This is a genomic window from Geminicoccus harenae (assembly GCF_019800005.1).
GTDB classification, from domain to species: Bacteria; Pseudomonadota; Alphaproteobacteria; order Geminicoccales; family Geminicoccaceae; genus Geminicoccus; species Geminicoccus harenae.
On the sequence record NZ_JABGCL010000003.1, the window covers coordinates 255,288 to 280,392 of the forward strand.

Annotated in this window: 23 protein-coding genes and 2 pseudogenes; 17 read left to right on the forward strand and 8 right to left on the reverse strand. The window is 69.3% G+C overall.

Annotated elements, in window-relative coordinates:
- The first annotated feature begins 63 nt into the window (after positions 1-63).
- Together HLA95_RS03890 and HLA95_RS28025 are read left to right on the forward strand one after the other, a co-directional pair.
- On the forward strand, positions 64-1,359 hold the full coding sequence (locus tag HLA95_RS03890) for a D-alanyl-D-alanine carboxypeptidase (RefSeq protein WP_222182481.1): 1,296 nt from the start codon (positions 64-66) through the stop codon (positions 1,357-1,359).
- Positions 1,360-2,116: 757 nt separating this feature from the next.
- A pseudogene (locus tag HLA95_RS28025) lies at positions 2,117-3,154 on the forward strand (transposase); the annotation flags it as partial.
- 456 nt (positions 3,155-3,610) lie between these two features.
- Here the strand turns inward: HLA95_RS28025 and HLA95_RS03905 are convergent.
- The gene (locus HLA95_RS03905; RefSeq protein WP_191060713.1) at positions 3,611-3,862 is read right to left on the reverse strand and encodes a hypothetical protein; all 252 of its coding nucleotides are present in this window, start codon (positions 3,860-3,862) and stop codon (positions 3,611-3,613) included.
- A gap of 184 nt (positions 3,863-4,046) precedes the next feature.
- Between HLA95_RS03905 and HLA95_RS03910 the strand changes: the two genes are divergently transcribed.
- The 5 genes from HLA95_RS03910 to HLA95_RS03930 are packed head-to-tail and all read left to right on the forward strand — an operon-like array spanning position 4,047 to position 8,493.
- Entirely contained in the window at positions 4,047-5,243 is a 1,197-nt protein-coding gene (locus HLA95_RS03910; protein ID WP_223861615.1) for an ABC transporter substrate-binding protein, read from the forward strand.
- A 7-nt stretch (positions 5,244-5,250) separates the two neighbouring features.
- A complete protein-coding gene (locus HLA95_RS03915; RefSeq protein WP_191060712.1) occupies positions 5,251-6,120 on the forward strand; it encodes a branched-chain amino acid ABC transporter permease in 870 nt (289 codons plus the stop codon).
- The gene (locus HLA95_RS03920; protein ID WP_191060711.1) at positions 6,120-7,049 is read left to right on the forward strand and encodes a branched-chain amino acid ABC transporter permease; all 930 of its coding nucleotides are present in this window, start codon (positions 6,120-6,122) and stop codon (positions 7,047-7,049) included. The genes HLA95_RS03915 and HLA95_RS03920 overlap by 1 nt, the downstream gene beginning before the upstream one ends.
- The gene (locus HLA95_RS03925) at positions 7,046-7,789 is read left to right on the forward strand and encodes an ABC transporter ATP-binding protein (RefSeq protein ID WP_222182511.1); all 744 of its coding nucleotides are present in this window, start codon (positions 7,046-7,048) and stop codon (positions 7,787-7,789) included. Before HLA95_RS03920 ends, HLA95_RS03925 begins: the two co-directional genes overlap by 4 nt.
- Positions 7,786-8,493 carry an ABC transporter ATP-binding protein gene (locus HLA95_RS03930; protein WP_222182487.1) on the forward strand — a complete coding sequence of 236 codons (708 nt, stop codon included), beginning with the start codon at positions 7,786-7,788 and terminating at the stop codon, positions 8,491-8,493. The genes HLA95_RS03925 and HLA95_RS03930 overlap by 4 nt, the downstream gene beginning before the upstream one ends.
- A 3-nt stretch (positions 8,494-8,496) precedes the next feature.
- Here HLA95_RS03930 and HLA95_RS03935 read toward each other — a convergent pair whose 3' ends face one another.
- Both HLA95_RS03935 and HLA95_RS03940 read right to left on the reverse strand, forming a co-directional pair.
- On the reverse strand, positions 8,497-8,988 hold the full coding sequence (locus HLA95_RS03935; protein ID WP_191062356.1) for a cytochrome b: 492 nt from the start codon (positions 8,986-8,988) through the stop codon (positions 8,497-8,499).
- A gap of 66 nt (positions 8,989-9,054) precedes the next feature.
- Complete coding sequence (locus HLA95_RS03940) at positions 9,055-9,564, reverse strand: Spy/CpxP family protein refolding chaperone (RefSeq protein WP_222182490.1); 510 nt, start codon at positions 9,562-9,564, stop codon at positions 9,055-9,057.
- Between the two features lie 198 nt (positions 9,565-9,762).
- On the opposite strand from HLA95_RS03940, the gene HLA95_RS03945 reads away from it, so the two are divergent.
- From HLA95_RS03945 to HLA95_RS03985, 9 genes and pseudogenes are all read left to right on the forward strand, one after another.
- Positions 9,763-10,497, forward strand: coding sequence for a response regulator (locus tag HLA95_RS03945; protein WP_191062306.1), 735 nt, complete (start codon positions 9,763-9,765; stop codon positions 10,495-10,497).
- A gap of 229 nt (positions 10,498-10,726) precedes the next feature.
- Entirely contained in the window at positions 10,727-11,914 is a 1,188-nt protein-coding gene (locus tag HLA95_RS03950) for a sensor histidine kinase (protein ID WP_222182514.1), read from the forward strand.
- Between the two features lie 237 nt (positions 11,915-12,151).
- Positions 12,152-13,531 (forward strand): aminotransferase, encoded by a 1,380-nt coding sequence (locus HLA95_RS03955; RefSeq protein WP_191059399.1) that lies wholly within the window; start codon positions 12,152-12,154, stop codon positions 13,529-13,531.
- Between the two features lie 16 nt (positions 13,532-13,547).
- Positions 13,548-14,021 carry a heme-degrading domain-containing protein gene (locus tag HLA95_RS03960; RefSeq protein ID WP_191059398.1) on the forward strand — a complete coding sequence of 158 codons (474 nt, stop codon included), beginning with the start codon at positions 13,548-13,550 and terminating at the stop codon, positions 14,019-14,021.
- Positions 14,022-14,159: 138 nt separating this feature from the next.
- Positions 14,160-14,938, forward strand: a pseudogene (locus HLA95_RS03965) (MBL fold metallo-hydrolase).
- A 397-nt stretch (positions 14,939-15,335) separates the two neighbouring features.
- Positions 15,336-16,826 carry a SulP family inorganic anion transporter gene (locus HLA95_RS03970; protein ID WP_191059396.1) on the forward strand — a complete coding sequence of 497 codons (1,491 nt, stop codon included), beginning with the start codon at positions 15,336-15,338 and terminating at the stop codon, positions 16,824-16,826.
- Between the two features lie 13 nt (positions 16,827-16,839).
- Entirely contained in the window at positions 16,840-17,697 is an 858-nt protein-coding gene (locus HLA95_RS03975; protein ID WP_191059395.1) for a universal stress protein, read from the forward strand.
- Between the two features lie 83 nt (positions 17,698-17,780).
- A complete protein-coding gene (locus tag HLA95_RS03980) occupies positions 17,781-18,968 on the forward strand; it encodes an acyltransferase family protein (protein WP_191059394.1) in 1,188 nt (395 codons plus the stop codon).
- A gap of 165 nt (positions 18,969-19,133) precedes the next feature.
- Entirely contained in the window at positions 19,134-19,451 is a 318-nt protein-coding gene (locus HLA95_RS03985; protein ID WP_191059393.1) for a hypothetical protein, read from the forward strand.
- Between the two features lie 23 nt (positions 19,452-19,474).
- On the opposite strand, the gene HLA95_RS03990 is transcribed toward HLA95_RS03985, so the two are convergent.
- The 3 genes from HLA95_RS03990 to HLA95_RS04000 form a co-directional block, all read right to left on the reverse strand.
- On the reverse strand, positions 19,475-20,230 hold the full coding sequence (locus HLA95_RS03990) for an alpha/beta hydrolase family protein (RefSeq protein ID WP_191059392.1): 756 nt from the start codon (positions 20,228-20,230) through the stop codon (positions 19,475-19,477).
- Entirely contained in the window at positions 20,227-21,354 is a 1,128-nt protein-coding gene (locus HLA95_RS03995) for a DUF3182 family protein (RefSeq protein WP_222182492.1), read from the reverse strand. The genes HLA95_RS03990 and HLA95_RS03995 overlap by 4 nt, the downstream gene beginning before the upstream one ends.
- Before the next feature lie 315 nt (positions 21,355-21,669).
- Positions 21,670-22,140 carry an Hsp20 family protein gene (locus HLA95_RS04000; protein ID WP_191062222.1) on the reverse strand — a complete coding sequence of 157 codons (471 nt, stop codon included), beginning with the start codon at positions 22,138-22,140 and terminating at the stop codon, positions 21,670-21,672.
- A 263-nt stretch (positions 22,141-22,403) separates the two neighbouring features.
- Between HLA95_RS04000 and HLA95_RS04005 the strand changes: the two genes are divergently transcribed.
- Entirely contained in the window at positions 22,404-23,390 is a 987-nt protein-coding gene (locus tag HLA95_RS04005) for a Tim44 domain-containing protein (protein ID WP_255591442.1), read from the forward strand.
- Between the two features lie 23 nt (positions 23,391-23,413).
- Here HLA95_RS04005 and HLA95_RS04010 read toward each other — a convergent pair whose 3' ends face one another.
- A complete protein-coding gene (locus HLA95_RS04010) occupies positions 23,414-24,337 on the reverse strand; it encodes a sulfotransferase domain-containing protein (protein WP_191061976.1) in 924 nt (307 codons plus the stop codon).
- A gap of 126 nt (positions 24,338-24,463) precedes the next feature.
- The gene (locus tag HLA95_RS04015) at positions 24,464-25,039 is read right to left on the reverse strand and encodes a histidine phosphatase family protein (protein ID WP_191061975.1); all 576 of its coding nucleotides are present in this window, start codon (positions 25,037-25,039) and stop codon (positions 24,464-24,466) included.
- Positions 25,040-25,105: the final 66 nt, after the last annotated feature.

The following is a 25,105-nucleotide window of genomic DNA, read 5'->3' on the forward strand; positions in this document are numbered from 1 at the left end:
TGAGTCGCGCTCCGCGGGCTCGGCCGGATCGGGTCGGTGCGGCGCGCTCAGGTGGACGTCGGCATGGCTAGCTCAACCGGTTCGAGACGTGTTCTGGCGGCCTTCTGCCTGGCCCTGACCCTGGGGCTCTGTCAGTTGCTGGCCGCAGGAGCCGTGGCGAAGGGCGCGCTGGTGCCGCGCTATGCCGCCGTGGTGGTCGATCATGCCAGCGGCGAGGTGCTGCTCGGCGAGGATGCGACCGGGCTGCGCCATCCGGCCTCGCTGACCAAGATGATGACGGTCTACCTGGCCTTCGAGGCGGTGCGTGCCGGCAAGGTCACGCTGGACACCAGGCTGCCGATCTCTGCCCGCGCCGCGTCCCGCCCGCCATCGAAGCTCGGGCTGCGCTCCGGCAAGTCGATCACGCTCGACGACGCGATCATGGCGCTCCTGACCAAGTCGGCCAACGACGCGGCCAGCGTGGTGGCCGAGGGGCTGGCCGGCAGCGAGGAGGCGTTCGCCGAGCAGATGACCAAGAAGGCCCGCCAGCTCGGCATGAAGAAGACCCGGTTCAAGAACGCCTCGGGCCTGCCGAACCCGGAGCAGGTGACCACCGCGATCGAGATGGCCATGCTGGCCAGCCGGCTGATCGACGACTTCCCCGAATACTACCCCTACTTCTCCCGTGCCGAGTTCAGCTATGCCGGCCGGACGATCCGCAACCACAACTGGCTGCTCGGCCGCTATCCGGGCACGGACGGCCTGAAGACCGGCTATATCAGTGCGTCCGGCTACAACCTCGTCGCCTCCTCGGTCCGCGGCGGGCGGCGGCTGATCGCCGTGGTGCTGGGCGGCAAGACGGCGCGGGCCCGCGACCGGCAGACCATGCGGCTGCTGGACGACGGCTTCGCCTCGGTCCAGATCGCCCGGGCGATGCCGCTGCTCGGCACCGCGTCGGCGAACACCGCCGTGGCCGCGGCCGGCCCAGTGCGGACGCCAGCCGCGCAGGGCGACGGCGTGGACCTCGCCGCCGCGCGCGACCAGGGCGATTCGGAAGGCGGGGCGCTGGCACCGCCGCCGGCCGCCAAGCCCGTGGTGGTCGCTGCGGTGGCACCGCAGTCGCCGGCCGCGGGTCACCGCCACCGCTACTCGGTACAGGTCGGCGGCTTCTCCTCGGAGAAGGCCGCCCACCGTCAGGTCCAGCGCGTAGTCGGCGAGATGGCCAAGAAGCTGCGCGGCAAGCCCACCGTCCTCGCCTCGACCAGCAAGGGCAAGAAGATCTATCTCGCCCGGCTGGTCGGCTACGACCAGAGCAAGGCCGAGAGCGCCTGCAAGGCGATCAAGCGCCAGGGCCACGACTGCCTGGTGGTGCGCTCCTGAGCGGCCGCAGCCCAGTCTACAGGGCGTAGCCGGAGCATTCGGCAGACGGGGCGGAGCGGCCGCTGCTTCGATCACGGCAAGGGGTGCCGTCAGGGCAGGGCTCGTCGACGCCGCGCCGCTCAGCCCGCCACAGAGCGATGGCAGCGGCCAACTCCTCAAGTTGACCCAGGAGGCGCGCACCGCGCCGCGGCCCATGTGAATTCAGGCAGAGCCAGTGGCTGGAAGGGTGCCACCAGGCCGCGGGGGCTGGCTGCCTCCAGGGCAGCGATTGGTAGTCCCCCAGGCATGGCTGGTGCAGTTGCGGCAGGCCATGATGTCTGAGGCCTGCGCCAGGATCGCGAGCCATTACCACGTGCCACCCGCTTCAGGGGGATGGATGGCCGCAGATGCGGGCAGGCTTGGTCAGGAGTCTGAGGGCAGGAGGCCGCTCCAGGCCACAGGATGCGGCGTCTCGGGCGGTTCGGTAGGGCAGAATTCATCGCCGGCATCTTCGTCGGCGCAGATCAGCAGTTCGCCCACCAACCGTCGTGCACCCATGGCAGTCGGCAGAGCGGATGGACCGTCCTTTGCCCGGGCCGACCTTGGGTCGATGGCCCGGGGGAGAGCAGAGTTTTCCTGTGGTCCAGGTAAAGGAATGGGTCACTTTCCATCAGGTTGCATAGGAGCGGGTTACCGCTGAGGCGGTCATTGCCGGTCTTCGGCTAGGGTTCAGCTGCGAAGCTGCACCTGGGCAGGGGAGAAGAGGACCGGCGGCAGGATGGTCCTGGTCGAGCTGGTTGCGAAGGAAGGGGACGACCGACCTCGTCTTCGCGTGGTTGGCCTTGGCTGCCAATCGCATGATGGGCTCCGAGGTTGAGGCTCGGGCGGGTGCGCCAGTCGGCGTCCATAGCCCGGCCCGGCTCACCCGCCGCAATGGCGATCGTGAGAGGGCTGGGAGGCACGGGCCGGGCGGATCACCCGATGATCAGGAGGCCATCGCGGAGAGGGCTACTTGCACGGGATCTCGACGCAGACGGTCGACGATCTCGTCGAGGCAATGGGAGGCACCGGCATCTCCAAGCATGCCCTCGGCCGGACGAAGCCTGACCCGGGGAAGCCAAGTCAGTCGGCTGTGCAAAGAAATCGATGCGGCCTACCCGAAGGTCTGCCCAGCCGGCTGGATCGTGTCTCTCGCCGTGATAGTCGCCGTAAGTTGCCCGGCGTCGCCATCGGCGCATCAAGAGCCGAGCCGTTCTAGAAGGCCTTCCTGTGCTCCTTGGCCAACTGTGGTCTGCGCGGCGTGGAGTTCGCTGTCTCCGGTCACCCCAAGGAATGCGGCGGACACAGCGAAGGTGTTCAGCGCCACCTACGATAGGTGCCGCGTGCACTAGCTCAGGAATGCGCTGGCCCATGTGCCGCCCAAGCTGCACCTGCTGACAATCGCCATGCTGAAGACAATCTTTGCCCAGAGCACTGCCGAGGCCGCCCACGCGCAGTGGCGGCAGGCGACCGACGGGCTGAGCGAGCTTTTGTCAGGCTACCGATGACCCGTGCGAGAACGTGCTCACCCGCATGACCTTCCCGTGCGAGCACTGGCCGCGGATGGAATCCACGAACCCGCTCGAACGTCTCGATAGTCAGATCAAGCGGCGGGCTGATTTTGTCACGATCTTCCCCAACGACCGCTCGTCGTCCGGCTGGTTGGGCGTTGATGTGGGAGTAGTGCGATGAGAGGGCTGTCCACCGACATGGTTTGAGCCGGGATCAGTCGCAGCATTTGAGCGCTGGTTCCGTCCTCAGGTTGCCCGGCGTGGCCGCCTGGTTACCTTCGGGAATCAGGCACTCCTGCACCAAGGCCGGAGACACGGCCGGGAATGCCAGCCGTCGCCGCGTCCAGGTGTTGCCTGGACAGGCAGGCGGCCAGCCCGCCCCGGGTCGGCTTCACCTGTCCAGACGATTATCTCGGCTGTCTGGTCATGGTCCAAACCCGGCGACTCGATCGGTCGCGGTCAGCCCCTTGCCGATCATGATGGTGGCAGGACGCAGGTCCTGCCTGAAGATCCGGCGCGCGATCGCTGCCTGACAGGACGGCACCGCACTGCTGGACGCACCGGCATCGAGACACCGCCTAGGGAGCTGCCAGCTCCGGTCGGCACTCGGCCTGACATCATTCCTGAGTCGGCTGACCATGAGCACCTGCACATCGAGAGCAGGAAGCGCTCATGACGCGTCGTCCGAACGCGGATCAGGCGCGGCCGTCGGCGCCGGCGGTTCAGTTGGGCCGGCTGATGGTCTCCGCGACATGGCGCCAGCGATGGCCGCTCAAGGCGGCGGCGATGGCGGGGCGGAGCTCCGGGCCCTGGTCGGTCAGCTTCTTGAGCAGCTGGCCGACCTCCTCTTCCTCGATCCGGTCGATCGGATCGCGCTGGTCGAGCTGGCTGCGTACCAGCGAAGTCTTGTCGGCCGCATAGGGCCACTCGTGGCGGAGGTGATGCAATACGGATGGTTTACGGTTCATGCTCATGAACATGGTCTTAGCAGGCTAGTGTTACAAGATCGTTAAAGAGAGAAGGCCGGAACATGACCGGTGGAGCCGGGGCAAGCTCGGCCTTGGTGAGACGCAACAGCACGAGTATAGCCCAGCCTGCGGTTCCTGGTGAGCAGGATCGGCGCGAGACAACCGAGAATCATTCTTGAGGAGCTATATCGTGCGTCCCAACCTCCTGACGCGGCGTGGAGTTCTGCTGGGCACGGCCGGTGTCGCGCTCGCGGCGCACTGCGGCGCGCCGGCGGTGGCCCGCTCGGAGCCTTTGCGCATCGGCCTGCTCACCTCCCTGTCCGGTCCCTTCACCTCGCTGGGCGAGAGCATGCGCGCCGGGCTGGAGCTGCTGATCGCGGATGCGGGCGGCCAGATGGGCGGGCGGCCGGTCGAGCTCCTGGTCGAGGACGACGGCGGCAAGCCCGAGGAAGGGCTGCGCAAGGTCCGCAAGCTGATCGCCCAGGATGGGATCGACGTGCTGGGCGGGGTGATCAGCGCCGGCGTGGCGCTCGCGATCCGCGACGTCGTCACCGAGGCGGGGCTGCCGACCTTCATCAGCAACGCCTCGGCCAACGCGCTGGCCCGCGAGGCTGCGAGCCCGCTCGTGTTCCGGCCGACCAAGACCAGCTGGATGCTCGGGCATACCGGCGCACTCTGGACCTTCCAGAACATCGCCAAGGACGGCGGGCTCACCGTGGGCGCCGACTATGCCGCCGGCCGCGAATATATCGGCGATTTCGTCCAGACCTTCCAGGAGCAGGGCGGCAGCGTCGGGACCCAGCTCTGGACGCCGCTCGGCACCACCGACTTCTCGCCGATCCTGACCACGATCGCCGCCGAGCAGCCGAGCTTCGTGTACGCCTTCTTCGCTGGTGCGGACGCGGTGCGCTTCCTGCAGCAGATGCAGGAATACCAGCTCCAGGACCTGGTGAAGCTGATCGGCCCAGGCGCCCTGTTCGACCAGGAGGACGTGGTGCCGGCGGCCGGCTCGGCGGCACTCGGCGGGATCAACACTTTCCAGCAGTCGCCGACCGCACCTGCGGCCCATGGCTTCGTCGAGGCGTACCGTGCCGCACGCGGCCGGCTGCCGGGCGAGGCCAGCACGGCCGGCTACGTCACCGGCCAAGTGATCCGGGCCGGGCTGGAGGCGGTGGCGGGCGACCCGTCCGACCGGGAGCGCTTCCGCCAGGCCCTGCTGGAGCAGCCGATCGAGACGGTGATCGGGCCGATGCGCTTCGACCCGCGCAACAACCAGGCGGTGCTCGACATCTATGTGAACGAGCTGGTGGCGGGGCCGGACGGGCAGCCGCTGAACACGGTGGTCCACACCTATGCCGGCGTGCAGGACCCGGGGCCGGCGGGCTGACGGCCCCATGGGCTTCTATCTCATCCAGACCCTGAACGCGGTGGCGTTCTCGGTGCTGCTGATGCTCTGCGGCCTCGGCCTGTCCCTGGTGCTGAGCCTCATGAACTTCGTGAACCTCACCCACGGCGCCAGCTACCTGTTCGGCAGCTATGTCGCCGTGGTGTGGCTAGGGTCGGGGGCACCCTGGTGGCTGGCCGTCCCGGCGGCATTCCTGGCGGCGGCCCTTGCCGGGCTCCTCCTGGACCGCTTCCCGTTCGCCCGGTTCTACGGGCGCAATCACCTGGCCCAGGTGCTGCTCACCTATGGCCTGTCGGTGATGTTCGCCGACCTGATGCGGCTGGGCTTCGGTGCCGAGATCCGCTCGCCGGCGCTGCCCGACCTCCTGCGCGGCGTAGTGTTCGTGCTGGGCATGCCGTTCCCGATCTACCGGCTGGTCCTGATCCTGGCCGGCGGCGTGCTGGCCCTGGTCCTCTGGTACCTGTTCGACCGGACCATCTGGGGAGCGGTGGTGCGTGCCAGCGTCGCCGACCGGCGGATGGTCGAGACGCTGGGCCTGGACACCAGCCGCGTGTTCGCCGTGGTCATGGCGATCGCAGCGGGGCTGGGCGGGCTGAGCGGTGCGCTCGGCGTGGGCATGCTGTCCGCCTATCCCGGCCTGGACGAGGAGATCCTGCTCCACGCTTTGTTCGTCGTGGTGCTGGGCGGGCTCGGCACGTTTCGCGGCACGGTGGCGGGCGCGTTCATACTGGGTTTTGCCATGACCTTCGCCAGGGTCTGGCTGCCGGAGTTCGCGGGCTTCCTGACCCTGCTGGCCATCGCACTCCTGCTGGTGCTCCGCCCGGACGGGCTGGTGGCGCCCAGGCTGAGGCAGGTGTGATGCGCGCCCATGCCTGGCTGCTCTGCCTGCCGCTGGCCGGCCTCCTGGCCCTCTTCGGCGGCGACTACCACCTGCGCTTCGCCGCCGAGATCCTGATCACCGGCACCGCGGTGATGAGCCTGGACATATTGGTGGGCCAGGGGCGGCTGGTGTCGCTGGGCCATGCCGCGCTATTCGGCGGTGCTGCCTATGTCAGCGCGCTCCTGGCGATCCACGCCGGTGCCGGCCTGATGCCTGTGCTCCTGGCCGGCATCGCCACCGGTATGCTGCTGGCTCTGGTGATGGGGCTGGTCGCGACCCGCAGCGTCGACCTGTTCTTCCTGATCCTGACCCTGGTGGTAGGCCAGATGGTCTACGAGCTGGCCTTCCACTGGCGCACCGTGACCGGCGGTGCCGACGGCCTGCGCGGCATTCCGGCCCTGGCGCTGCATCTGGGCGGCGCATCCTGGCCGATGAGCGGCGCCCGCTCCCTGTTCCTGCTGGCCGCGGGCCTGGCGCTCCTGGCCTATCTCCTGGCCCGCTCCTTCCTGGCAGCACCCATCGGGCGGGCGCTGGTCGCCAGCCGTGAGCAGCCGGTGCGGCTGGCGGCACTCGGCTACGAGGTGCGGCGCCTGCGCCTCCTGGCCATGGTCTTCGCCGGCGGCATCGCCGGGGCCGCAGGCGCCCTCTACCCGTTCGTGAACCTTTATGTCGGGCCGAACCTGGTCCACTGGAGCATGTCCGCGACCATGATCGTGATGCTGGTCCTGGGCGGGGTCGGCACCCTGCACGGCGCGTTCGTCGGCACGGGCCTCTACCTCCTGGTGCAGACCTATCTCAGCTCCTTCACCGATCGCTGGCAGCTCCTGATCGGTCTCCTGTTCGTGCTGATCGTGATCTTCCTGCCCGACGGGATCGTCCGGCCGGGCTGGCGGCGCAGGCAGGCATGAACCTTCTGGCATTGCGCGGCATCCGCCGCTCGTTCGGTGCGCTCGAGGTGCTGCGCGGCATCGACCTGGACATGGCGGAGGGCGAGATGCTGGGCCTGATCGGGCCGAACGGGGCCGGCAAGACCACCCTGTTCAACCTGGTCAGCGGCTTCCTGCCGGCCGATGCCGGCAGCGTCGCCTTCGCCGGCCGGGACCTGCAGGGCCTCTCCCCGGCCGCGCGCGCCCGGATGGGCCTCGTGCGCAGCTTCCAGAAGAGCCTGGTCTTCCCGGGCCTGCCGGTCGTGGAGAACCTGGCCCTGGCAGCGCGCCTGCGCCTGGGCGGCGGCTATCGCTGGTGGCGCGGCCGGGCGGTGGCCGAGGAGGCGGCCGCCCGGGCGACCGAACTGCTGGACCTGGCCGGGCTCGCGGGCAAGGCTGACACCCTGGCGGGCGCCCTGCCGCACGGCCTGCAGCGGGTGCTGGACGTGCTGGTAGCACTCGCCCAGCGCCCGCGCCTCCTGCTGCTGGACGAGCCCACGGCCGGCCTCGCCACGGACGAGGCGCAGCGGCTGCTGGGCCTGCTGCGCACGGTGCAGCCGGCACCGGCCGTGCTGCTGGTGGCCCACGACCTGGACCTCGTGTTCGGCTTCTGCCAGCGCCTGGCCGTGCTCGACCTGGGCCGGCTGATCGCGGTGGGGCCGCCCGACTCGGTCCGGGCCGATCCCGAGGTCCAGCGGGCCTATCTGGGAGGGCTGGCATGAGCCTGCTCTGCCTGCGCGGCGTCTCGGTCGGCCATGGTGGCGCGCCGATCCTGGCCGGGATCGAGCTGGAGGTCGGCCCGGGCGAGGTCGTGGCCCTGCTGGGGCGCAACGGCGTCGGCAAGACCACGCTGCTCCATGCGCTCATGGGCCTGGGGCCGGTCAGGAGGGGCTCCTTCCTGGTCAAGGGCCAGGACGTGCCGACGAGCTGGCCGCCGCACCGGATCGCCCGGCTGGGCCTGGCCCTGGTGCCGCAGGGGCGGGGCGCCTTCGCGGCGCTCACCGTGGAGGAGAATCTGCGCCTCGCCACCCTGGCAGCCCGGCCCTCGGCCTGGACGCTGGCGCGCGTTTATGCGGAGTTCCCGCGCCTGGCCGAACGCCGGCGCCTGCCCGGCGCTGCGCTCAGCGGCGGCGAGCGGCAGATGCTCCTGATCGCGCGGGCACTGCTCACCGGGGCCGACATCCTGCTGCTCGACGAGCCGACCGAGGGGCTCGCACCTTTGGCGATCGAGGCGGTGGTGGTCGAGCAGATCCGGCGGCTGCGGGAGGACGGCCTGGCCGTGTTGCTGGCCGAGCAGAACGTCGCGGTGGCCCTGCAGGTCGCGACCCGGGCGGTGGTGCTGGCCGAGGGCGGGATCGTGTTCGCCGGCAGCCCGGAGGAGCTGGCGAACGACCGCGACCTCCAGCGCCGCCACCTGGGTGTATGAGGCTCAGCCCGACGGCAGCCGCATGGGCAGCATGCGCTCCAGCAGCCGGTCGCGTCGACCGAACTGGTGCCAGAGCGCTGCCAGGACATGGACGAGGACGATGGCGGTGATGATCCAGGCGAGCGCCACATGGACCGCACCGGGCCAGCCGCCCAGCGTCTTGCCGAACGCGGACACGGTGACGATGCCCAGCAGCGGCTGGACCAGGATCGCCAGGTAGAGCAGGCCGTGCGAGGCATGGGCCGCGCTGCGCTGGAGCCGCGACATGCCGTCGGGCAGAGGCGGCTGCGGCACGCTCAGCCGGTAGGCCAGGCGCGCGATGGCCAGGACCAGGATCGCCCAGCCGCTGACCAGATGGGTGCGGAACAGGAAGAAGCGCCCGTCGCTGCCCCGCTCGAACATGCCCCAGCTCCAGCCCGTGGCGAACTGGAGCAGCACCAGGGCGGCGATCACCCAGTGCAGCGTCATGGCGATCCGGTCGTAGCGCGGGCTCATCCGTGCTTCCCACTACGACCCGCAGGGAGGTCGCCCGACGCAAGCGACGCAAGGGCCGCGCGCGGCTCAGCCGCGCCGCATGAACCGGCCCGGGTGGTCGAACATCTTGTCCAGGGTGCGCTTCTGCGCGTCGTCCAGCGTGTCATAGAAGGCGGCATAGGCCGGACGGACGTCGGCGGCAATTGCGGCTGCCCGGCCGAGCGCTTCCTCGACATTGGTCAGCTTCGCCACGGAGTTGCCCTCGCGCAGCTCGCTCAGGTCGGTGCAGATCTCCTGCACGCGGGGCTGGGCGCCGGTGAGCATGTCCCGCAGGGCCACCCAGGTCTCCTGCTGGCGCCCCTCGAACTTGGCGAAGCTCTCGAACGCGGCGAGGCGCTCGGCCAGCCGCTCGCCGGCATTGCCGCTGCAGAACGCGCGCAGCATGCCGCCGTGCCCATGGCCATGCCCCATCCGCACCTCGTGCCGTTGGCCATGGCCCGGCCCCCAGGCCTCGGGCGGCGCCGCGACGACACCGGCACCGCCGATCACCGCGACGGCGGCGATCGCACCCAGACCGGCTGCTGTCCAGTTGCGCATCTCCATCTCCTCCTTGCTGCACCTTCCTTATGGCCCTGCCCGGTGAACGATTGATGTCGCCGGAAGTAACGGGCAGATTCCCGGCAGCCCACCCAGTGCCCGCGGTTCGTGCCGACGATGTCATGCCCTCGATTTCATGAATGTGACGAAGTGCAACGGCTACTGCCGGTATGGTGCCGGCTCCACTAGACTGGTGGCATGGACGTGAACCCCATCGTGCTCATCGTCGACGACGACCAGGAGATCCGCGACCTGGTGGCGGCGTTTCTCGCGCGCCACGGCCTGGCCGTGCGCACCGCCGAGGATGCCCAGGCCATGGATGCGGTGCTGGCGGCCGAGCCGGTCGACCTCCTGGTCCTGGACGTGATGATGCCGGGCGAGGACGGGCTGGCGGCCTGCCGGCGCCTGCGGGCCGAGCGGCCGCAACTGCCGATCATCCTGCTCACGGCACTGGCCGACCCCACCGACCGGATCGTGGGGCTGGAGCTGGGTGCCGACGACTATCTGGCCAAGCCGTTCGAGCCGCGCGAGCTGCTGGCGCGGATCCGCGCGGTGCTGCGCCGCGCTCGCCAGGACGGCCAGGCGGTGCCTGGCGAGGAGGGGGCCAGCCAGGAGCCGACCCTGCGCTTTTCCGGCTGGCTGATCTATCCCGCGCGCCGCGAGCTGCGCGATCCGACCGGCGTGCTGGTGCCGCTCACCGGGGGCGAGTTCGACCTGCTCCTGGTGCTGGCGGGGGCCGCCGGGCGGGTACTCACCCGGGACCAGTTGCTCGACCGGACCAAGGGCCGCCAAGCCCACCCGTTCGACCGTTCGATCGACGTGCTGCTCTCGCGCCTGCGCAAGAAGCTGGGCGACGATCCCAAGGAGCCGCAGCTCATCAAGACCGTGCGCGGCGGCGGCTATGTGCTGTCCGTGCCGGTGACGCAGGGCTGACCGGGCGGTGCGGCTGCCGAGCGGCAATGCCCCGCCCAGGCGGCTGCTGCCCGCCGCCCTCCATGAATGGCTGGCACCCGCCAACCTGACCACGCGGCTGGTGCTGCTGGCGGTGGGCGTGGTGATGCTGGTGGTGGCGTTCGCCGCGGCCTGGACCTTCTGGGAGCGCGCCGACACCGCCAAGCGCCTGGTCCGGCTGGCCACGATCGACCGGATGGCCGCCACCCAGATGCTGGTCGACCGGCTGCCGCCCACCGAGCTGCGCCTGGCCCTGCGCGCGATCTCCGGGCCGCTCCTGTTGGTGCGCGTGCTCGACGGCCCACGCGGGCGGCCGACCGACGACCCGCGCCTGGATCGCCATCTGGTACGGCTGATCGCGCGCCATCCGAGCCATGTGTTCCGCGGCCGCGAGGTGGTGCTGCGTGAGGTCGATCGCGAGCCGGAGCGCGACGAGGACAATCACCCGCCCGACCTTCTGCCGTCCTTCGTCCGTTACGAGGTCGGCATCCGTCAGGACGACGGCACCTGGCTGATCTTCACGGTCCCGGCCGACACCTTGTCCCGGGTATGGCTCGGGCGGGCGGTCCTGATAGCAATCGGCGTGGTCGCGGCCGCGGCCCTGATCGCCTGGCTCCTGTTCCGCCGCATCACCCAGCCGGTCACCGCACTGGCGGTGGCGTCTGACCGCTTCGCCGCCGGCCTGCCCGGCGAGCCGCTGCCGGAAAGCGGCCCGCCGGAGATCCGGCGGGCGACCGCGGCCTTCAACCGGATGCGCCAGCGAATCGGCGATCTCCTGGAGGAGCGCAACTCGATGCTGGCCGCGATCGCCCATGACCTGCGCACGCCGCTCACCCGGCTGCGCCTGCGCCTGGAGGACCTGCCCGACGACGACGCGCGCCACCGCTCGGAGGCGGATGTCCATGCGATGGAAACGATGCTGCGCGAGACCCTGGCCTATGCCAAGGACGTGGCCGGGGTGGAGCAGGCGACCGACCTCGATTTCGCGGCCCTGGTGCGCACCGCCGTCGACGACCTGGAAGATGCCGGCTGTGCCGCCAGCTATGACGGCCCGGATCGGCTGGTCCTGCGCGGCCGGCCAACCGCGCTGCGCCGGGCGATCGACAATGTCATGATCAATGCCGTGACCTACGGCGGCAGCGCCGAGGTGCGCCTGGCCGTGGAGGCCGGCTGGGTCAAGCTGACCGTGGCCGATCGCGGCCCGGGCGTGCCGCCTGCCATGCGCGAGCGAGTGTTCGAGCCATTCTTCCGCCTGGAAACCTCGCGCTCCCGCGCCACCGGCGGCACCGGTCTGGGCCTGGCGCTGGCGCGCGGCATCGTGCGCGCCCATGGCGGCGAGGTCCGCCTGCTGGACCGGCCGGGCGGGGGGACGCTGGTGGAGGTGGCGCTGCCCCGCTGACCGGGCTCAGCGCTTGGCACGGATCGCCCAGGTCCGGACGTGGAAGTGGATGCTGCTACCCGTGGTGATAGGACTCGCGGGATGGCAGGCGGCCCGGCAGCGCCACGACGACAGGGGGTGGCGGGCTCGTGAGGCGGCATGGCAGGATGCGGCCGTCGTCGAACGGCAGCCAACCGACGAGAGAAAGGCAAGCAGTCCCGCCTGGAGCCTCGCCCGGCGGACCTTGGAAGGTGAATCATGGATCTTCAGGGCGCGATGCAGCGCTGGCAGGAGCTGGATGCCGAGCACCACCTGCATCCCTTCACCACCCACCATGAGCTGGCAGGGAAGGGCACCCGGGTCATCGAGCGCGGCGAGGGCTGCTATGTCTGGGAAGCGGACGGCCACAAGCTGCTCGACGGAATGGCGGGCCTGTGGTGCGTCCAGGTGGGCTATGGCCGCGAGCGTCTGGCGCGGACCGCCTATGAGCAACTGAAGAAGCTCAGCTACTACAACAATTTCTTCCAGTGCGCTTCCGTCCCGACCATCGAATTGTCCGCCAAGCTCGCCGAGATCCTGCCGGCCGGCATGAAGCGGGTGTTCTTCGCCTCCTCGGGCTCGGAAGCGAACGACACCGTCATCAAGTCGGTCTGGTACTACTGGAACCTGATGGGCAAGCCGGAGAAGAAGAACTTCATCTCCCGCAGGCTGGGCTACCATGGTGTGGGCGTGGGCTCCGCCAGCCTGACCGGCATGTCGTTCATGCACGGCATGTTCGACCTGCCGCTGCCGCGCTTCCACCACATCATGAACCCCTACTGGTGGGGCGAGGCGCAGGACGGCGAGACCGAGGAGCAGATCGGCCAGCGCGCCGCGAAGGCGCTGGAGGACAAGATCCTGGAGCTGGGGCCGGAGAACGTCGCGGCCTTCGTGGCCGAGCCGATCCAGGGGGCCGGCGGCGTGATCATCCCGCCGGACAATTACTGGCCGGCGGTCCAGGCGATCTGCCGGAAATACGACGTTCTGCTGGTCGCCGACGAGGTGATCTGCGGCTTTGGCCGGACGGGGGCCTGGTGGGGCAGCGAGACCTACAAGATGCAGCCGGACATACTGGCGATGGCCAAGGGCCTGTCTTCCGGCTACGTGCCGATCTCGGCGGTGGCGTTCGGGCCCAGGGTCGGCGACGCGATCTTCGCCGGCGAGAAGGAATACGCCCACGGCGTGACCTATGCCGGTCATCCGGTGGCAGCCGCGGTGTCGCTGGAGAACATCCGGATCATCGAGGAGGAGGGGCTGGCGACCCGGGCCGCCGGCCCGATCGGCGCCTACTGGCGCGAGGTCCTGGAACAGACCTTCAAGGACCACCCGATGGTCGGCCAGGTCCGGACCAAGGGCCTGCTCGCCTGCCTGGAGCTCAGCGAGGACCGGGCGACGCGCAAGCGGTTCGACGAGCAGCGCGAGGTCGGCGCCACCTGCCGGAACTTTTCGGTGCAGAACGGCCTGGTGATGCGGGCGGTGCGCGACGGGATGATCCTCTCGCCGCCCCTGATCATCACCGAGGCGCAGATCGACGAGATCGCAACCAAGGCGAAGAAGTCGATCGACCAGACCATGGCGGCGATCGGCTTCAAGGGCTGAGGCGGAGAGGCGAGGCATGTCCGATCACGAGGATCTGGAGGAACTGCTGGCAGAAGAGGAACGCCTGCAGTTCGACCGGTTCGACAACGACACCGCCCTGGAACTGGGCCAGTTCATCCTGACAGCGGCGCGGCGGCGCGGGCTCGGCGTCACCATCGACATCACCCGAGGCGAGCAGCAGATCTTCCACGCTGCCCTGGCCGGCACCAGCGCCGACAACGATGCCTGGGTGCAGCGCAAGGCGCGCGCAGTGCGCCGGTTCGGGCACAGCTCCTGGTATCTGGGCTGCCTGTCCCGGGCCAAGGGCTACGACTTCCACCAGAAGTTCCTGCTGGACCCTGCCGAGTTCGCCCCGGCCGGCGGCAGCTACCCGATCGCCGTGCGTGGTACCGGCCTGGTCGGCACGGTGACGGTCTCGGGCCTGCCGCAGAAGGAGGACCACATCTTCCTGACGGAGGTGCTGGCCGAGTTCCTGGCCAGGGCCGGCTGAGCGGAGCCTGCCGGCGCATCCGGCTCGGACCGGCCGGAGGAGGAGCTTTACGCGTACCGGGTGAAGTGCTCACCTCACGCGGCTCGGCAGGTGGCGGCTCCAGGGGCGGGCGACCTGGCAACGGCGGGAGCTGGACCGATGGTGACGCGGCTGAGGTTCCTCGGGAGCGGCAACGCCTTCACCGTCGGCGACGGCAACTGGCAGTCCAACATGCTGATCGAGAGCGACGCGGGCCGCCGCCTCCTGGTGGACTGCGGCAGCGACGCGCGGCTGTCCCTGGCCGAGCAGGGGCTGGGGCGACCGACATCGACGCGGTCTATGTCAGCCATCTGCACAGCGACCATATCGGCGGCCTGGAATGGCTGGGCTTCTCGACCTTCTTCAACCCGGCAGCAGGCCGGCCGCGCATGTTCGTCGAGCAGAACCGGGTGTCCCGCCTTTGGGCCAGCAGCCTGAGCGGCAGCATGTCGCGCAGCGGGATGGCAAAGCTGGAGGACTATTTCGACGTCGAGCCGGTACCGGCCGACGGCGGCTTCGAGTGGGAGGGCCAGCGCTTCGAGCTGACCGGGATGCTCCATGCCATGGACGGGCCGGTGCCGCTGATCAGCTTCGGCCTGCGCTTCGCGACTGGCCGCGGCTGCTTCCTGATCACCAGCGATACGCGCTTCGAGCCCGAGCGCTACGGCGCGCTCTATGAATGGGCCGACACCATCTTCCATGATTGCGAGACCACCTATCGCACTGACGGCGTGCCCGCACCGTCGGGCATCCACGCGCATTACGAGGAACTGAAGACCCTGCCGGCCGCATTGCGCGCCAAGCTCTGGCTCTACCACTACCAGCCGGGCTGGCGGCCCGATGCCGAGACCGACGGCTTTCGCGGCTTCGTCGCCAAGGGGCAGTGCTTCGAGCTGTGAGGATCGGGCTCGCCGTCGAGCGCGGCCGACCTGGGCAGCGGTGGTGACCTGCGTCGCGCCTTGCGGCGTGAGCGGATCGGTCAAGGCTGCGACAAGGAAACGTGATCGGAAGTGAAGCCCCCGGTTGCCGGCATCGGTGACAGCCTCTACCCTCCGCCCGGCGGCGCCGATCGTGCCCGTCTGAAGACGACCCCTGTCGTGTCGAGGCCAATGTAGGATCCGCTACCATAGCGCCCTAGCGTCCGGCGGCTGCAGCTTTCCCGCAGCCCGAGCGGCCTTGCGTCCGTGGCGCAGGTGAGCCTCCGCGATCCTGTACGACCTGTCGTCCCAACCCTGCAGCATTTCCCGGCGACCCACCGCACCTGGCGGCGGCGTTGCCGGTTCATCGGATAGATTCATGCCTTCTCAGCAGGTTGCCCCCTTGCGCGAACAGTGGTTCGGCAACATCCGCGCGGATGTGCTGGCCGGCTTGGTCGTGGCCCTGGCCCTCATTCCCGAGGCGATCGCATTCTCGATCATCGCCGGCGTGGACCCCAAGGTCGGCCTCTACGCCTCCTTCTCCATTGCGGTGATCAGCGCCATTGTCGGCGGCCGGCCGGCCATGATCTCGGCTGCCACCGCCGCCACCGCGGTGCTGATGACCAGCCTGGTGCGCGACCACGGCCTCCAGTACCTGCTGGCCGCCACCGTGCTCGCGGGGGTCATCCAGGTCCTGGCCGGCGTCTTCCGGCTGAACTACGTGATGCGCTTCGTATCGCGCTCGGTGATGACCGGCTTCGTCAACGCGCTGGCGATCCTGATCTTCCTGGCCCAGGTGCCGGAGATGGTGAACGTGCCGCTCCTGACCTACCCGATGATCGCGGCCGGCCTCGCGATCATCTACCTGTTCCCGCGCCTCACCACGGCGATCCCGTCGCCGCTGATCTGCATCCTGGTGCTCACGGCCGTGGCGCTCGCCTCCGGCATGGAACTGCGCACGGTCAGCGACATGGGCGCCTTGCCGGACTCCTTCCCGACCTTCTTCGTCCCCGACGTGCCGTTCAACCTCGAGACGCTCCGGATCATCCTGCCCTATTCGCTGGGCGTGGCGGCGGTAGGCCTGCTCGAATCGCTGATGACCGCGCAGATCGTCGACGACCTGACCGACACCTCGAGCAACAAGCGGCGCGAGTGCTTCGGCCAGGGCATCGCCAATTTCTGCACGGGCTTCATCGGCGGCATGGCGGGCTGCGCCATGATCGGCCAGTCGGTGATCAACGTGAAGTCGGGTGGCCGCGGGCGCCTGTCCACCTTCTGCGCCGGGATCTTCCTGCTGTTCCTGATCGTGGTGCTGGGCGACCTGGTGGGGATGATCCCGATGGCGGCGCTGGTCGCGATCATGATCATGGTCTCGGTCGGCACGTTCAGCTGGCGCTCGCTGCTCAACCTGCGCACCCATCCGCGCAGCTCCAGCATCGTGATGCTGGCGACCGTGGCCGGCGTGGTCATCACCCATAACCTCGCGATCGGGGTGGTGATCGGCGTGCTGCTGTCCGGGATCTTCTTCACCTGGAAGATCGCCCAGATCTTCCGTGTCACCTCCGAGCTCTCGCCGGACGGCACCCACCGGACCTATCGGGTGGAAGGGCAGGTTTTCTTCGCCTCGGCCGACGAGTTCGGGGATTCCTTCGACTTCCGGGAAGCGCTGGAGAAGGTCACCATCGATGTGAGCCGCGCCCATATCTGGGACATCTCCAGCGTGGCGGCGCTCGACCGGGTGATCCTGAAGTTCCGGCGCGAGGGCGCGGAGGTCGAGGTGGTCGGCCTGAACCAGGCCAGCGAGACCATCGTCGACCGGCTCGGCGAGCACAACAAGCCGGGTGCGCTCGAACGCCTGGCGAGCCACTGAAGGGAGGTCAGTCATGCCCAGCAAGATCCTGGCCCTGATCGACGGATCGATCTACGCGCAGAGTGTGTGCGATCTCGCCGCCTGGGCCGCGAAACGGTCGGGACTGCCGGTGGAGGTGGTCCACATGCTGGGCCGCCGGGACACGTCGAGCACCCCGGCTGACCTCAGTGGCAGCCTGAACATCGACGAGAGTGAGACGCTCCTGTCCGAGCTCGCACGGCTGGACGAGCAGAAGGCCAGGCTGGCGCACCAGCGCGGCCGCCTGATCCTCGACGGCGCCGCAACCCGCCTGCGAGAGGCCGGCGTGCCGGGCGTGACGAGCAAGCTGCGCAACGGCGACCTGATCGAGGCGGTTCAGGAATTGGAGGTGGACGCGGCCTATGTCGTGATCGGCAAGCGCGGCGAGGCGGCGGATTTCGCCAGGCTCCATCTCGGCTCGAACCTGGAGCGGGTTGCGCGCAGCGCACGCAAGCCGGTCCTGGTGGCGGCCCGCGCTTTCAAGCCGATCCGGCGGGTGATGATCGCCTTCGACGGCGGGACCAGCGTACGCAAGGCCATTGCCCACATCGCGCATGGTGACCATTTCCGAGGGCTGCCCCTGCATCTCCTGATGGCCGGAGCGGACAACCGCGAGAACCAGGACCAGCTCGGTCAGGCGAGCGGCTATCTGCGGAGCGGCGGCCACGAAGCGACCACCCAGATCCTGCCCGGGGAGCCCGAGACGGTCATCGCCCGTGAGGTCCAGGAGCAGGGCATCGATCTGCTGGTGATGGGCGCCTACGGCCACACCCGTCTTCGCAACCTGATCATCGGCAGCACGACCACCGAGATGATCCGGTCCTGCAAGGTCCCGATCCTCCTGTTCCGCTGAGCTGGGCCCCGTTCCTGGCCGGCCCCTCGACCAGTATCGCTACCCCGCGTCCGAACCCGGGCAGAAATCAGGAAAGCCTCCAGATGGCGCAGTCGATCAGCCTGTCCTCCCGTGCGGACCGCGTGGCCAGCGCCGAGCCTCGTCCCGTCCATGGCCGTCTTCTGCCCCTGGACGGTCTGCGCGGCATCGCCGTCTTCCTGGTGATCCTGTTCCACTGGAAGTACCTGCCGTTCGGCTGGAGCGGCGTCTGGCTGTTCTTCACCCTGTCCGGCTTCTTCATCTTCCGGAACCTGCTGGCGACCCGGCAGGCCGAGCCGCACATGCCGTTCGGGCTGTTCTACGGCCAGTTCATGGTCCGGCGCTGCCTGCGCCTCCTGCCGCTCTACTACCTGCTGCTCCTGGTCATGACAGCCGTGGTGGTGATCCTCCAGCGCTGGGAGCACCTGGCCGTCACCGTGCCAAGCCTGGCCCTGTTCGTGCACAACCTGGTCAAGCCGTTCTCGTCCGTCCAGCACACGCTCTACTACGACCACTTCTGGAGCCTGGGGGTGGAGATCCACTTCTATCTCCTGGCCCCGTTCCTGCCCTTCTTCCTGGGGCGCAACGCCCTGCGCAATCTGCTGCTCGCCATCGTGCTGATCAGCCCGATCCTGCGCCAAGCGGCCTTTTGGTACTTCTCGGCCGATCCCGGCCCACTGACGCTGCGCCCGTCCGGCTTCGTCTACTTCTTCTCCTTCTTCCACTTCGACGCCTTCGCCCTGGGCGGGCTCGCAGCGCTGCACGAGCGCGACCTCCTGCGCCTGGGGCGGCGCGCCTGGTGGCTCCTGCTGGTGCCGGCCGCCCTGTTCGTCTTCTACTCGCTGGGCGTGGGCCTGCTGTTCCGCGACGTGCCCTATCTCCTGTTCATGGGTGATCATCTCCAGGCAAGCCTGGGCTACACCCTGCTGATCCTGTGCTGCACCGGGCTGATCTGCGTGGCACTGGTGGATGATGGCCTGCTCGGCCGGGTCCTGACGCTGCCGCCGCTGCTCCTGCTCGGCAAGATCTCCTACGGCGTCTACCTGATGCACGGTGCGATCCTGCTGGTGACCTTCCAGCTCATCGAGGCGTGGCTGCCCGGCTATGGCCGCTTCAGCCCGCAGATCCTGGCGGTCTTCGCCGCCTATCTGGCGGTGACGGTGGGGATCTCCTGGCTGTCGTTCAGCCGGTTCGAGAGCCGCTTCCTGCCCCGGCCGAAGCTGATCTCCGCCCGGGCGCTGGGCGGCGGGTGATGCCCGGCCGGCAAAGCTCCGGCGGCACCGGCTAAATCGGTGGACGCCGCCGGCCGCAGCCAATAGGTCGAAACCGGCGCCTGTGCGCGGGACGATGTGCAGCCGAAGCCGCCTTCGGCTCGGGCATCGGCCCCGCCGGACGGTCAGGGCCCGACAGGGGGATCGATGAGCGACCGGGAAGTGGAGCGGCTGGAGCGGCAGCTCCAGCGGATCGAGAAGGAGCTGCCCGTCCGGGCGGCCAAGACGCTCCGCTGGCTGCGCGAGCCCTCGTCGCGCTGGGTCCGCATCCCCGTAGGCATCCTGGCGATCGTCGGCGGCCTGTTCAGCTTCCTGCCGATCCTGGGCATCTGGATGCTGCCGCTGGGCCTCCTGCTCCTGGCCCAGGACATCCCGCCGCTGCGGCGCCCCACCCGGCGGGCGCTGCTCTGGTGCGAGCAATGGTGGCTGAAGCGCAAGCGCAAGCGGATGGCAAACGGGGCATGAACTCGCGGCGGGCTGCGGACCCGCTATCTGCCCGGGGCCTCGGCCCTGGCGCGGCCGATCCCCACCTCGCTCACCCATTTGAGCAGGATCGCGGTGTAGTCCTGCTGGGCGCGCTCGTCGGAGAGGCCGTGATCCGCATCCCGGATCATCCGGTAGGTCAGGGAGCGCACCTTCTCGCAGGCCGCCATGTAGTTGGTGAACACCGGGTGCGGGACGATGTCGTCGTGCTCCGATTCCACCAGCAGCACGTCGCCCTCGAACCGAGCGCAGGCGCCGAGCGCCCGGTTCTCGTCCGGGCTGATGATCTGGCGGCGATAGGCGGCAAGGCCATACTTGCGGAGCTGCTGCTTGGGCAGCGCCCAGTCCTCGTCCCGGTAGAGTGCCGGCACGCGCAATCCCAGCCAGCGGACCGGCCGCAGGTCCGTCAGGATCGCGGCCAGGTAGCCGCCATAGCTGCTGCCGATCACCGCGATCGCCTGGCGGTCGACGAAGGGCTGCCGGGCCAGCCGGTCATAGGCCGCGATCACGTCCCGCAGATTGTCCTCGCGGGTCACCGTCTCCTGGCGCTCCGCCGAGCCGCCATGGCCGCGCAGGTCGAAGGTCAGGCAGATGCAGCCGAGCTCCGCGATCTGCCGGGCGCGCGCCAGATATTGTTCCTGGGTGCCGCCCCAGCCATGCACGAACAGCACGCCCGGCAACTGCCTGGCCGGCCGTACCAGCGTGCCCACGACCGTCTCGGCGTCGACCTCGAGCGTGATCGGCTCGTCCCTGGTCGTCATGCCCGCTCGACCGTCACGTATTTGAGCATCGGCCCGTTCTGGGCGTCGATGCCGTCGAAATACACGACCACACCCTCGGGCACAGGCGCCGGCCCATAGATCTCGACGGTGCTGGCGCGGATGGAGGGCAGCAGCGGGTCGGCGGCGAACGCCTCCAGGGCCGCGATCTCCGCACCGCTCGCACCGCCGATCCGCCAGGACTGCTCAAGCACGCCCGAGCGCCACACACCGGCCGGGTTCTTGCCGAATGCCACGTCGTAGTTGCGCCGGGACGCCCGCAGCTCCGGCCAAGCCAGATCGGCTGCGCGGTCATAGCGGCAGGCCTGGCTGATCGCGTGGCGAATCGGCGGGGGCAGCGGGAGGTCGCGCAGCCGGCCGAGCGGGCCCGGCACCAGCCGGAGATCGGAGCCGCCATAGACGGTCTGCCTCAGATGGTCGGTGGTGGTGCGCTGCGTGCCCCAGTAGGAGACGATCTGGCCGGCCGCCTCGACCTGGCCGACGCTGACCGTCGTGACCTCCTCGAGATTTTCTTCCAGCACCAGCCCCTCCCGGGCGAGCCGGGCCGTGCCGAGCTCGTCCAGCAGCGCATCGAGCGCCCGCTCGTCCGCCACGACGCGCTGGCCACGCCCGGCCACCCCGTGGACCAGCTTGGCCCGGACCGGGCCGGACTGCCAGAGCAGGCGGGCGGCGCGCCGGGCATCACCCGGCTCGAACACTGAATAGCCCGCTAGCACCGCATCACCGGCCGCGGCCGCGAAGATCGGCGCCCAGCCATCGGGTGCTGCGGCATCCGGCCGGACCAGGCCGTGGCTGATCGCCTTGGTCGCGACGAACTGGCAGGGCACCAGCCCGCCGAACAGATCATGCACCGAACGGGTGCCGCCTGCTTCCACGAGCGTGTCGCTCGGCACCAGATAGGGGTTGCCCGGGTCGGCCCCGGCGGGGTCGGCAAAGCCGCCATAGACATAGCCATGCAGGCGGGCCAGGCGCCGCGCGATCTCGGCGTGAGTCGCCGCCTCGTGGCCGCCATGATAATGCCCGGTCCGCCGCGTCTGGTTCAGCACGGTCCGGACGGTCGGGACGACGGCCGGCTCGGCCGCGTTCGCTTCCGCTGTGTTCAGCACGTCGTTCCCCGCGGCTCGGGCCCGGCTGCGACGGTCCGTCGGGATGGGCGCCGGGACCGTCGTGCCGTCGCTTTCAATGCACGGCGAGGCAGGGGGTTCCCGGGCCTTCGGTGCGGCGTGATCGACCTGCCGGAGCCGGCGGGCGTGCGTGCGAGCGGCGAGCCGGGCCAGTCGCAGGGAGCCCGGACCAGCGGGATGCGAGAAACACAAAAGGAGCCGGTCGCTGCCCCGACCGGCTCCTTTTTCATGCTTGGCACAGCCGCCGCTCATGCATCGGCGGCTGCGTGGATCGCCTGATCCAGGCGGCGATCCCGATTACGCGGCGGCCTTCTCGGCCTGCTGCTCGATCACCTTCGGCTCCGCTGCGGCGCCGATCGAGATCTTCCTGGGCTGCAGGGCCTCGGGCACCTCGCGCTTCAGCTGCACGTCGAGCAGGCCGTTGACCAGGTTGGCGCTCACCACCTGGACGTGGTCGGCCAGCTGGAAACGATGCTCGAAGGCACGCTGGGCGATGCCGCGATAAAGATACTCCACACCCTGCTCGGGCTTGGAGATCTGGCCCTTCACGACCAGCTGGTTCTCGTGGACGGTGATGTCGACGTCCTCGGGCCCGAAGCCGGCGACCGCCAGCGTCACCCGATAGGTGTCCTTGCCGGTCTTGACGATGTTGTAGGGCGGATAGCCCTGCTCGCGGCTAGCCTCGCCGAACGCAGTCTCGAACAGCTTGTCGAACCGGTCAAAACCGACCGAGGCGCGAAGAAGGGGAGAAAGGTCGAAGTTACGCATCAGAAGTCCTCCGTTGAGCGACTTGCCGAAGGCCGACCCGTACCGTCCCGACCGGAACGTCCGGGCTTCCAGCCTTGCCATCGGACCCGTATCGGCATCCGACGACTGTGATTTGGTAAGTTGGTACCTCGATTCAAGAGGGTCGGTGGGTCTTCCGATGCATTTTTCGTCGCCCGCGCGCGCTCGCATGAAGGAGGCTGCTCCCCCTGAAAACGAGCCGGTCCAGCGCCCATATGATGCCGATGACATACGGAGTGGAGGTGATGGTGAGGAAGTCGGCAACGTCCAGCAAGGGCAGGTGGCACAGGCTGGCCGCGCTGACGCTGGTGATGGTCCTGGCACTGGGTGCCGGGGTGGCCGAGGCGCGCAAGGGCGGCTCGTTCGGCAGCCGTGGTGCCCGGACCTACCAGGCGCCGATGGCCACGCCCACCGCACCGGGTCAGGCAACGCCGATGCAGCGCTCGGCGACCCAGCAGCAGGCCGGCCCGAGTGCTGCGGCACCGGCGGCACAGCAGGCCCGCGGCGGGATGTTCTCGCGCGGCGGCTTCATGCCGGGCCTCATGGGCGGCCTCCTGGGTGCCGGCCTGTTCGGCATGCTGTTCGGCGGCGGCTTCTTCGGCGGGCTCGGCAGCTTCGCCGGCGTGCTGGGCTTCCTGCTGCAGATCGCGCTGGTGGTGGTCATCGTCCGCCTGGCGATGAACTTCTTCCGCAGCCGCCAGGCGCCGGCCTATGCCGGGGCGGCTGGCGGGCGGCCGGTCCGCAGTGCCCAGCGCGCGGCGGGCGGGCCGATGGCCGGCGGCCTGGGCGGCACGGCCAAGGCCGCACGCCCGGGCGTGCGGGATGAGATCGGCATCACCACGGCCGACTACACCGCGTTCGAGAACAGCCTGCGGACCGTGCAGACTGCCTATGGCCAGGAGGACCGGGCGGCCCTGCGCGGTGCCGTCACGCCGGAGATGTTCGGCTACTTCGTCGAGGAGCTGGAGGCGAACCACGCGCAGGGCCGGGTGAACCGGCTGGCGGACATCAGCCTCCTGCAGGGCGATCTCGCCGAGGCCTGGCGGGAAGGCCCGACCGAGTACGCGACCGTGGCGATGCGCTACAGCATGAAGGACTGGACCGAGGATCGCGCCAGCGGTGCGGTGGTGACGGGTGACCCGAACCGGCCGGAGCAGATCACCGAGATCTGGACCTTCAGCCGCCCGCGGGGTGGCGAGTGGGTGCTCTCGGCGATCCAGCAGGCCAGCTGACCGTCCCCGGGCCGGCCACGTTCCTAGCGGCCGGCCGGCATCGCCTGCTCGCCGGTGGCCAGCCACCGGGCGCAGTCAGGGCCGAGCTCGCTCAACGCGGTCTCCTCGTAGTGCCGGATGTCGTCCGCGCTGAGCACGTTCCGCCAGCGCCCGTTGCAGCCCTTGTGGACGAAGGTCTGGGCACCTCCCTCCCAGAAGATGCCGCCGGCCGGCGCGCTCCGCTCGGCATGGGCCTTCATGTACGCGAAGCTGCAATGCTCCACGATCCGTGGAAAGTCCCGCTCGTCGATGGGGATGTCCAGGAAGGCCGCGATTCGGCGGATCTGACCCGGCAGGTCGGCCTTCAGCTCGTTGAAATGCAGGAGCATCAGGTTGGGCAGGTGGCGAATCCCCCACCAGCTCCGGATGTTTTCCCAGAACGGCCACAACGGGTAGCCGTCGCCGTCCAGCCACTGCCGGAAATACTGCCGGATGTCACCCGGCGGCGGCTCGATCGGCGGGCCGACCCGCCCCGGCGTGTCGTTCAGCGCCTGGTACCACAGCGCGTTGGCATGGGCGTGATGGTTGTAGAGGCTCCAGACCACGTCGCGCCCGTCACGGCCGACATAGAGATATCTGGCCTTGGGCGAGTAGACGAGCGCATCGACCGGCAGATGGGTCTTCAGGAAGCGCCGGTGGCGCTGCGCCATCACCGCCGGCAGCTTGACCTCGCGAGGCGGCACCCGCAGGTCCAGCCAGGGCGAGAGCGCGGCCACCTCGACCTCCGGTGACCCACCGAACAGGAGCTGGCCGATGATCTGCTGCGTCCAGGTGGTGCCGGACTTCGCATAGGTGGCGATAACGATGTCGTCGTCACGGAAGTCGAGCGCGTCCCAGATGGTCGAATCCATGTGGTGGTTGTGCAGGTCGCGCTGCTTGCGCGGCCAGTGATGCGCCGGATCGGCCATGTTCGATGCTGCCCCGATTGCCCGGCCGCATCTCCTGCCGGCCGGCTCCATGGGCGGCATATGCGCCGAGAACCGGCTGGCTCGGGGTGACGCAGATCACCGCCTAAGGGACGATCCGGCGGGCGGTCAGCCGTCGATGGGCTGCCAGCCGTGGAGGAGCCGGCCGGCGTCGACGTCGAAGGAAAAATAATTGCCGCCATTGCCGGGCGGCTGGTCCTCGTCGCGGCTGATCGGGCAGCGCTTGAGGTAGCAGAGCAGGAGCGCGCCGACGGCACCATGCGCGACGATCGCGATGTCGCCGGCCGGGCGGGGCGTCAGGATGCGCGTCATCGCCTGGACGATCCTGGTCTGGGCATCCACCGCCCGCTCCCAGCCGCGCACGCTCTCCTCCGGGCGGGCGAAGAACGCATCAGCCGTGGCCTCGAACTCCGCCTTGGGCAAAAAGCCCGTGGCCGAGCGGTCGTTCTCGCCGAGCTCGGCCATGGTATGGTGGGGGATGCCGAGGCCCCGGCTGAGGATCTCGGCACCCTCGACCGCCTTGCGCTCCTGGCTGGACCAGACCAGGCGCAGCTCGGCCATCCAGGGCAGGGCTAGGGCCCGCTCCATCCGCTCCCGGCCCCGTTCGGACAGGGACCAGTCCGGCACCGGGACGTCCGGCTCGATCCGGACGTCCGGGTGGGTGATGAAGCGGACGATGCTCAATAAACGACCACGGATCGGATCGACTTGCCCTGGTGCATGAGGTCGAAGGCGTCGTTGATGTCTTCG

What these genes read in the sequence shown, in the direction of transcription:
- HLA95_RS03890 (WP_222182481.1), top strand. Translation starts at nt 64, where the DNA reads ATGGCTAGCTCAACCGGTTCGAGACGTGTTCTGGCGGCCTTCTGCCTG.
- HLA95_RS03905 (WP_191060713.1), bottom strand. Translation starts at nt 3,862, where the DNA reads ATGAGCATGAACCGTAAACCATCCGTATTGCATCACCTCCGCCACGAG.
- HLA95_RS03915 (WP_191060712.1), top strand. Translation starts at nt 5,251, where the DNA reads ATGGGCTTCTATCTCATCCAGACCCTGAACGCGGTGGCGTTCTCGGTG.
- HLA95_RS03920 (WP_191060711.1), top strand. Translation starts at nt 6,120, where the DNA reads ATGCGCGCCCATGCCTGGCTGCTCTGCCTGCCGCTGGCCGGCCTCCTG.
- HLA95_RS03925 (WP_222182511.1), top strand. Translation starts at nt 7,046, where the DNA reads ATGAACCTTCTGGCATTGCGCGGCATCCGCCGCTCGTTCGGTGCGCTC.
- HLA95_RS03930 (WP_222182487.1), top strand. Translation starts at nt 7,786, where the DNA reads ATGAGCCTGCTCTGCCTGCGCGGCGTCTCGGTCGGCCATGGTGGCGCG.
- HLA95_RS03935 (WP_191062356.1), bottom strand. Translation starts at nt 8,988, where the DNA reads ATGAGCCCGCGCTACGACCGGATCGCCATGACGCTGCACTGGGTGATC.
- HLA95_RS03940 (WP_222182490.1), bottom strand. Translation starts at nt 9,564, where the DNA reads ATGCGCAACTGGACAGCAGCCGGTCTGGGTGCGATCGCCGCCGTCGCG.
- HLA95_RS03945 (WP_191062306.1), top strand. Translation starts at nt 9,763, where the DNA reads ATGGACGTGAACCCCATCGTGCTCATCGTCGACGACGACCAGGAGATC.
- HLA95_RS03950 (WP_222182514.1), top strand. Translation starts at nt 10,727, where the DNA reads ATGCTGGTCGACCGGCTGCCGCCCACCGAGCTGCGCCTGGCCCTGCGC.
- HLA95_RS03955 (WP_191059399.1), top strand. Translation starts at nt 12,152, where the DNA reads ATGGATCTTCAGGGCGCGATGCAGCGCTGGCAGGAGCTGGATGCCGAG.
- HLA95_RS03960 (WP_191059398.1), top strand. Translation starts at nt 13,548, where the DNA reads ATGTCCGATCACGAGGATCTGGAGGAACTGCTGGCAGAAGAGGAACGC.
- HLA95_RS03970 (WP_191059396.1), top strand. Translation starts at nt 15,336, where the DNA reads ATGCCTTCTCAGCAGGTTGCCCCCTTGCGCGAACAGTGGTTCGGCAAC.
- HLA95_RS03975 (WP_191059395.1), top strand. Translation starts at nt 16,840, where the DNA reads ATGCCCAGCAAGATCCTGGCCCTGATCGACGGATCGATCTACGCGCAG.
- HLA95_RS03980 (WP_191059394.1), top strand. Translation starts at nt 17,781, where the DNA reads ATGGCGCAGTCGATCAGCCTGTCCTCCCGTGCGGACCGCGTGGCCAGC.
- HLA95_RS03985 (WP_191059393.1), top strand. Translation starts at nt 19,134, where the DNA reads ATGAGCGACCGGGAAGTGGAGCGGCTGGAGCGGCAGCTCCAGCGGATC.
- HLA95_RS03990 (WP_191059392.1), bottom strand. Translation starts at nt 20,230, where the DNA reads ATGACGACCAGGGACGAGCCGATCACGCTCGAGGTCGACGCCGAGACG.
- HLA95_RS04000 (WP_191062222.1), bottom strand. Translation starts at nt 22,140, where the DNA reads ATGCGTAACTTCGACCTTTCTCCCCTTCTTCGCGCCTCGGTCGGTTTT.
- HLA95_RS04005 (WP_255591442.1), top strand. Translation starts at nt 22,404, where the DNA reads ATGGTGAGGAAGTCGGCAACGTCCAGCAAGGGCAGGTGGCACAGGCTG.
- HLA95_RS04010 (WP_191061976.1), bottom strand. Translation starts at nt 24,337, where the DNA reads ATGGCCGATCCGGCGCATCACTGGCCGCGCAAGCAGCGCGACCTGCAC.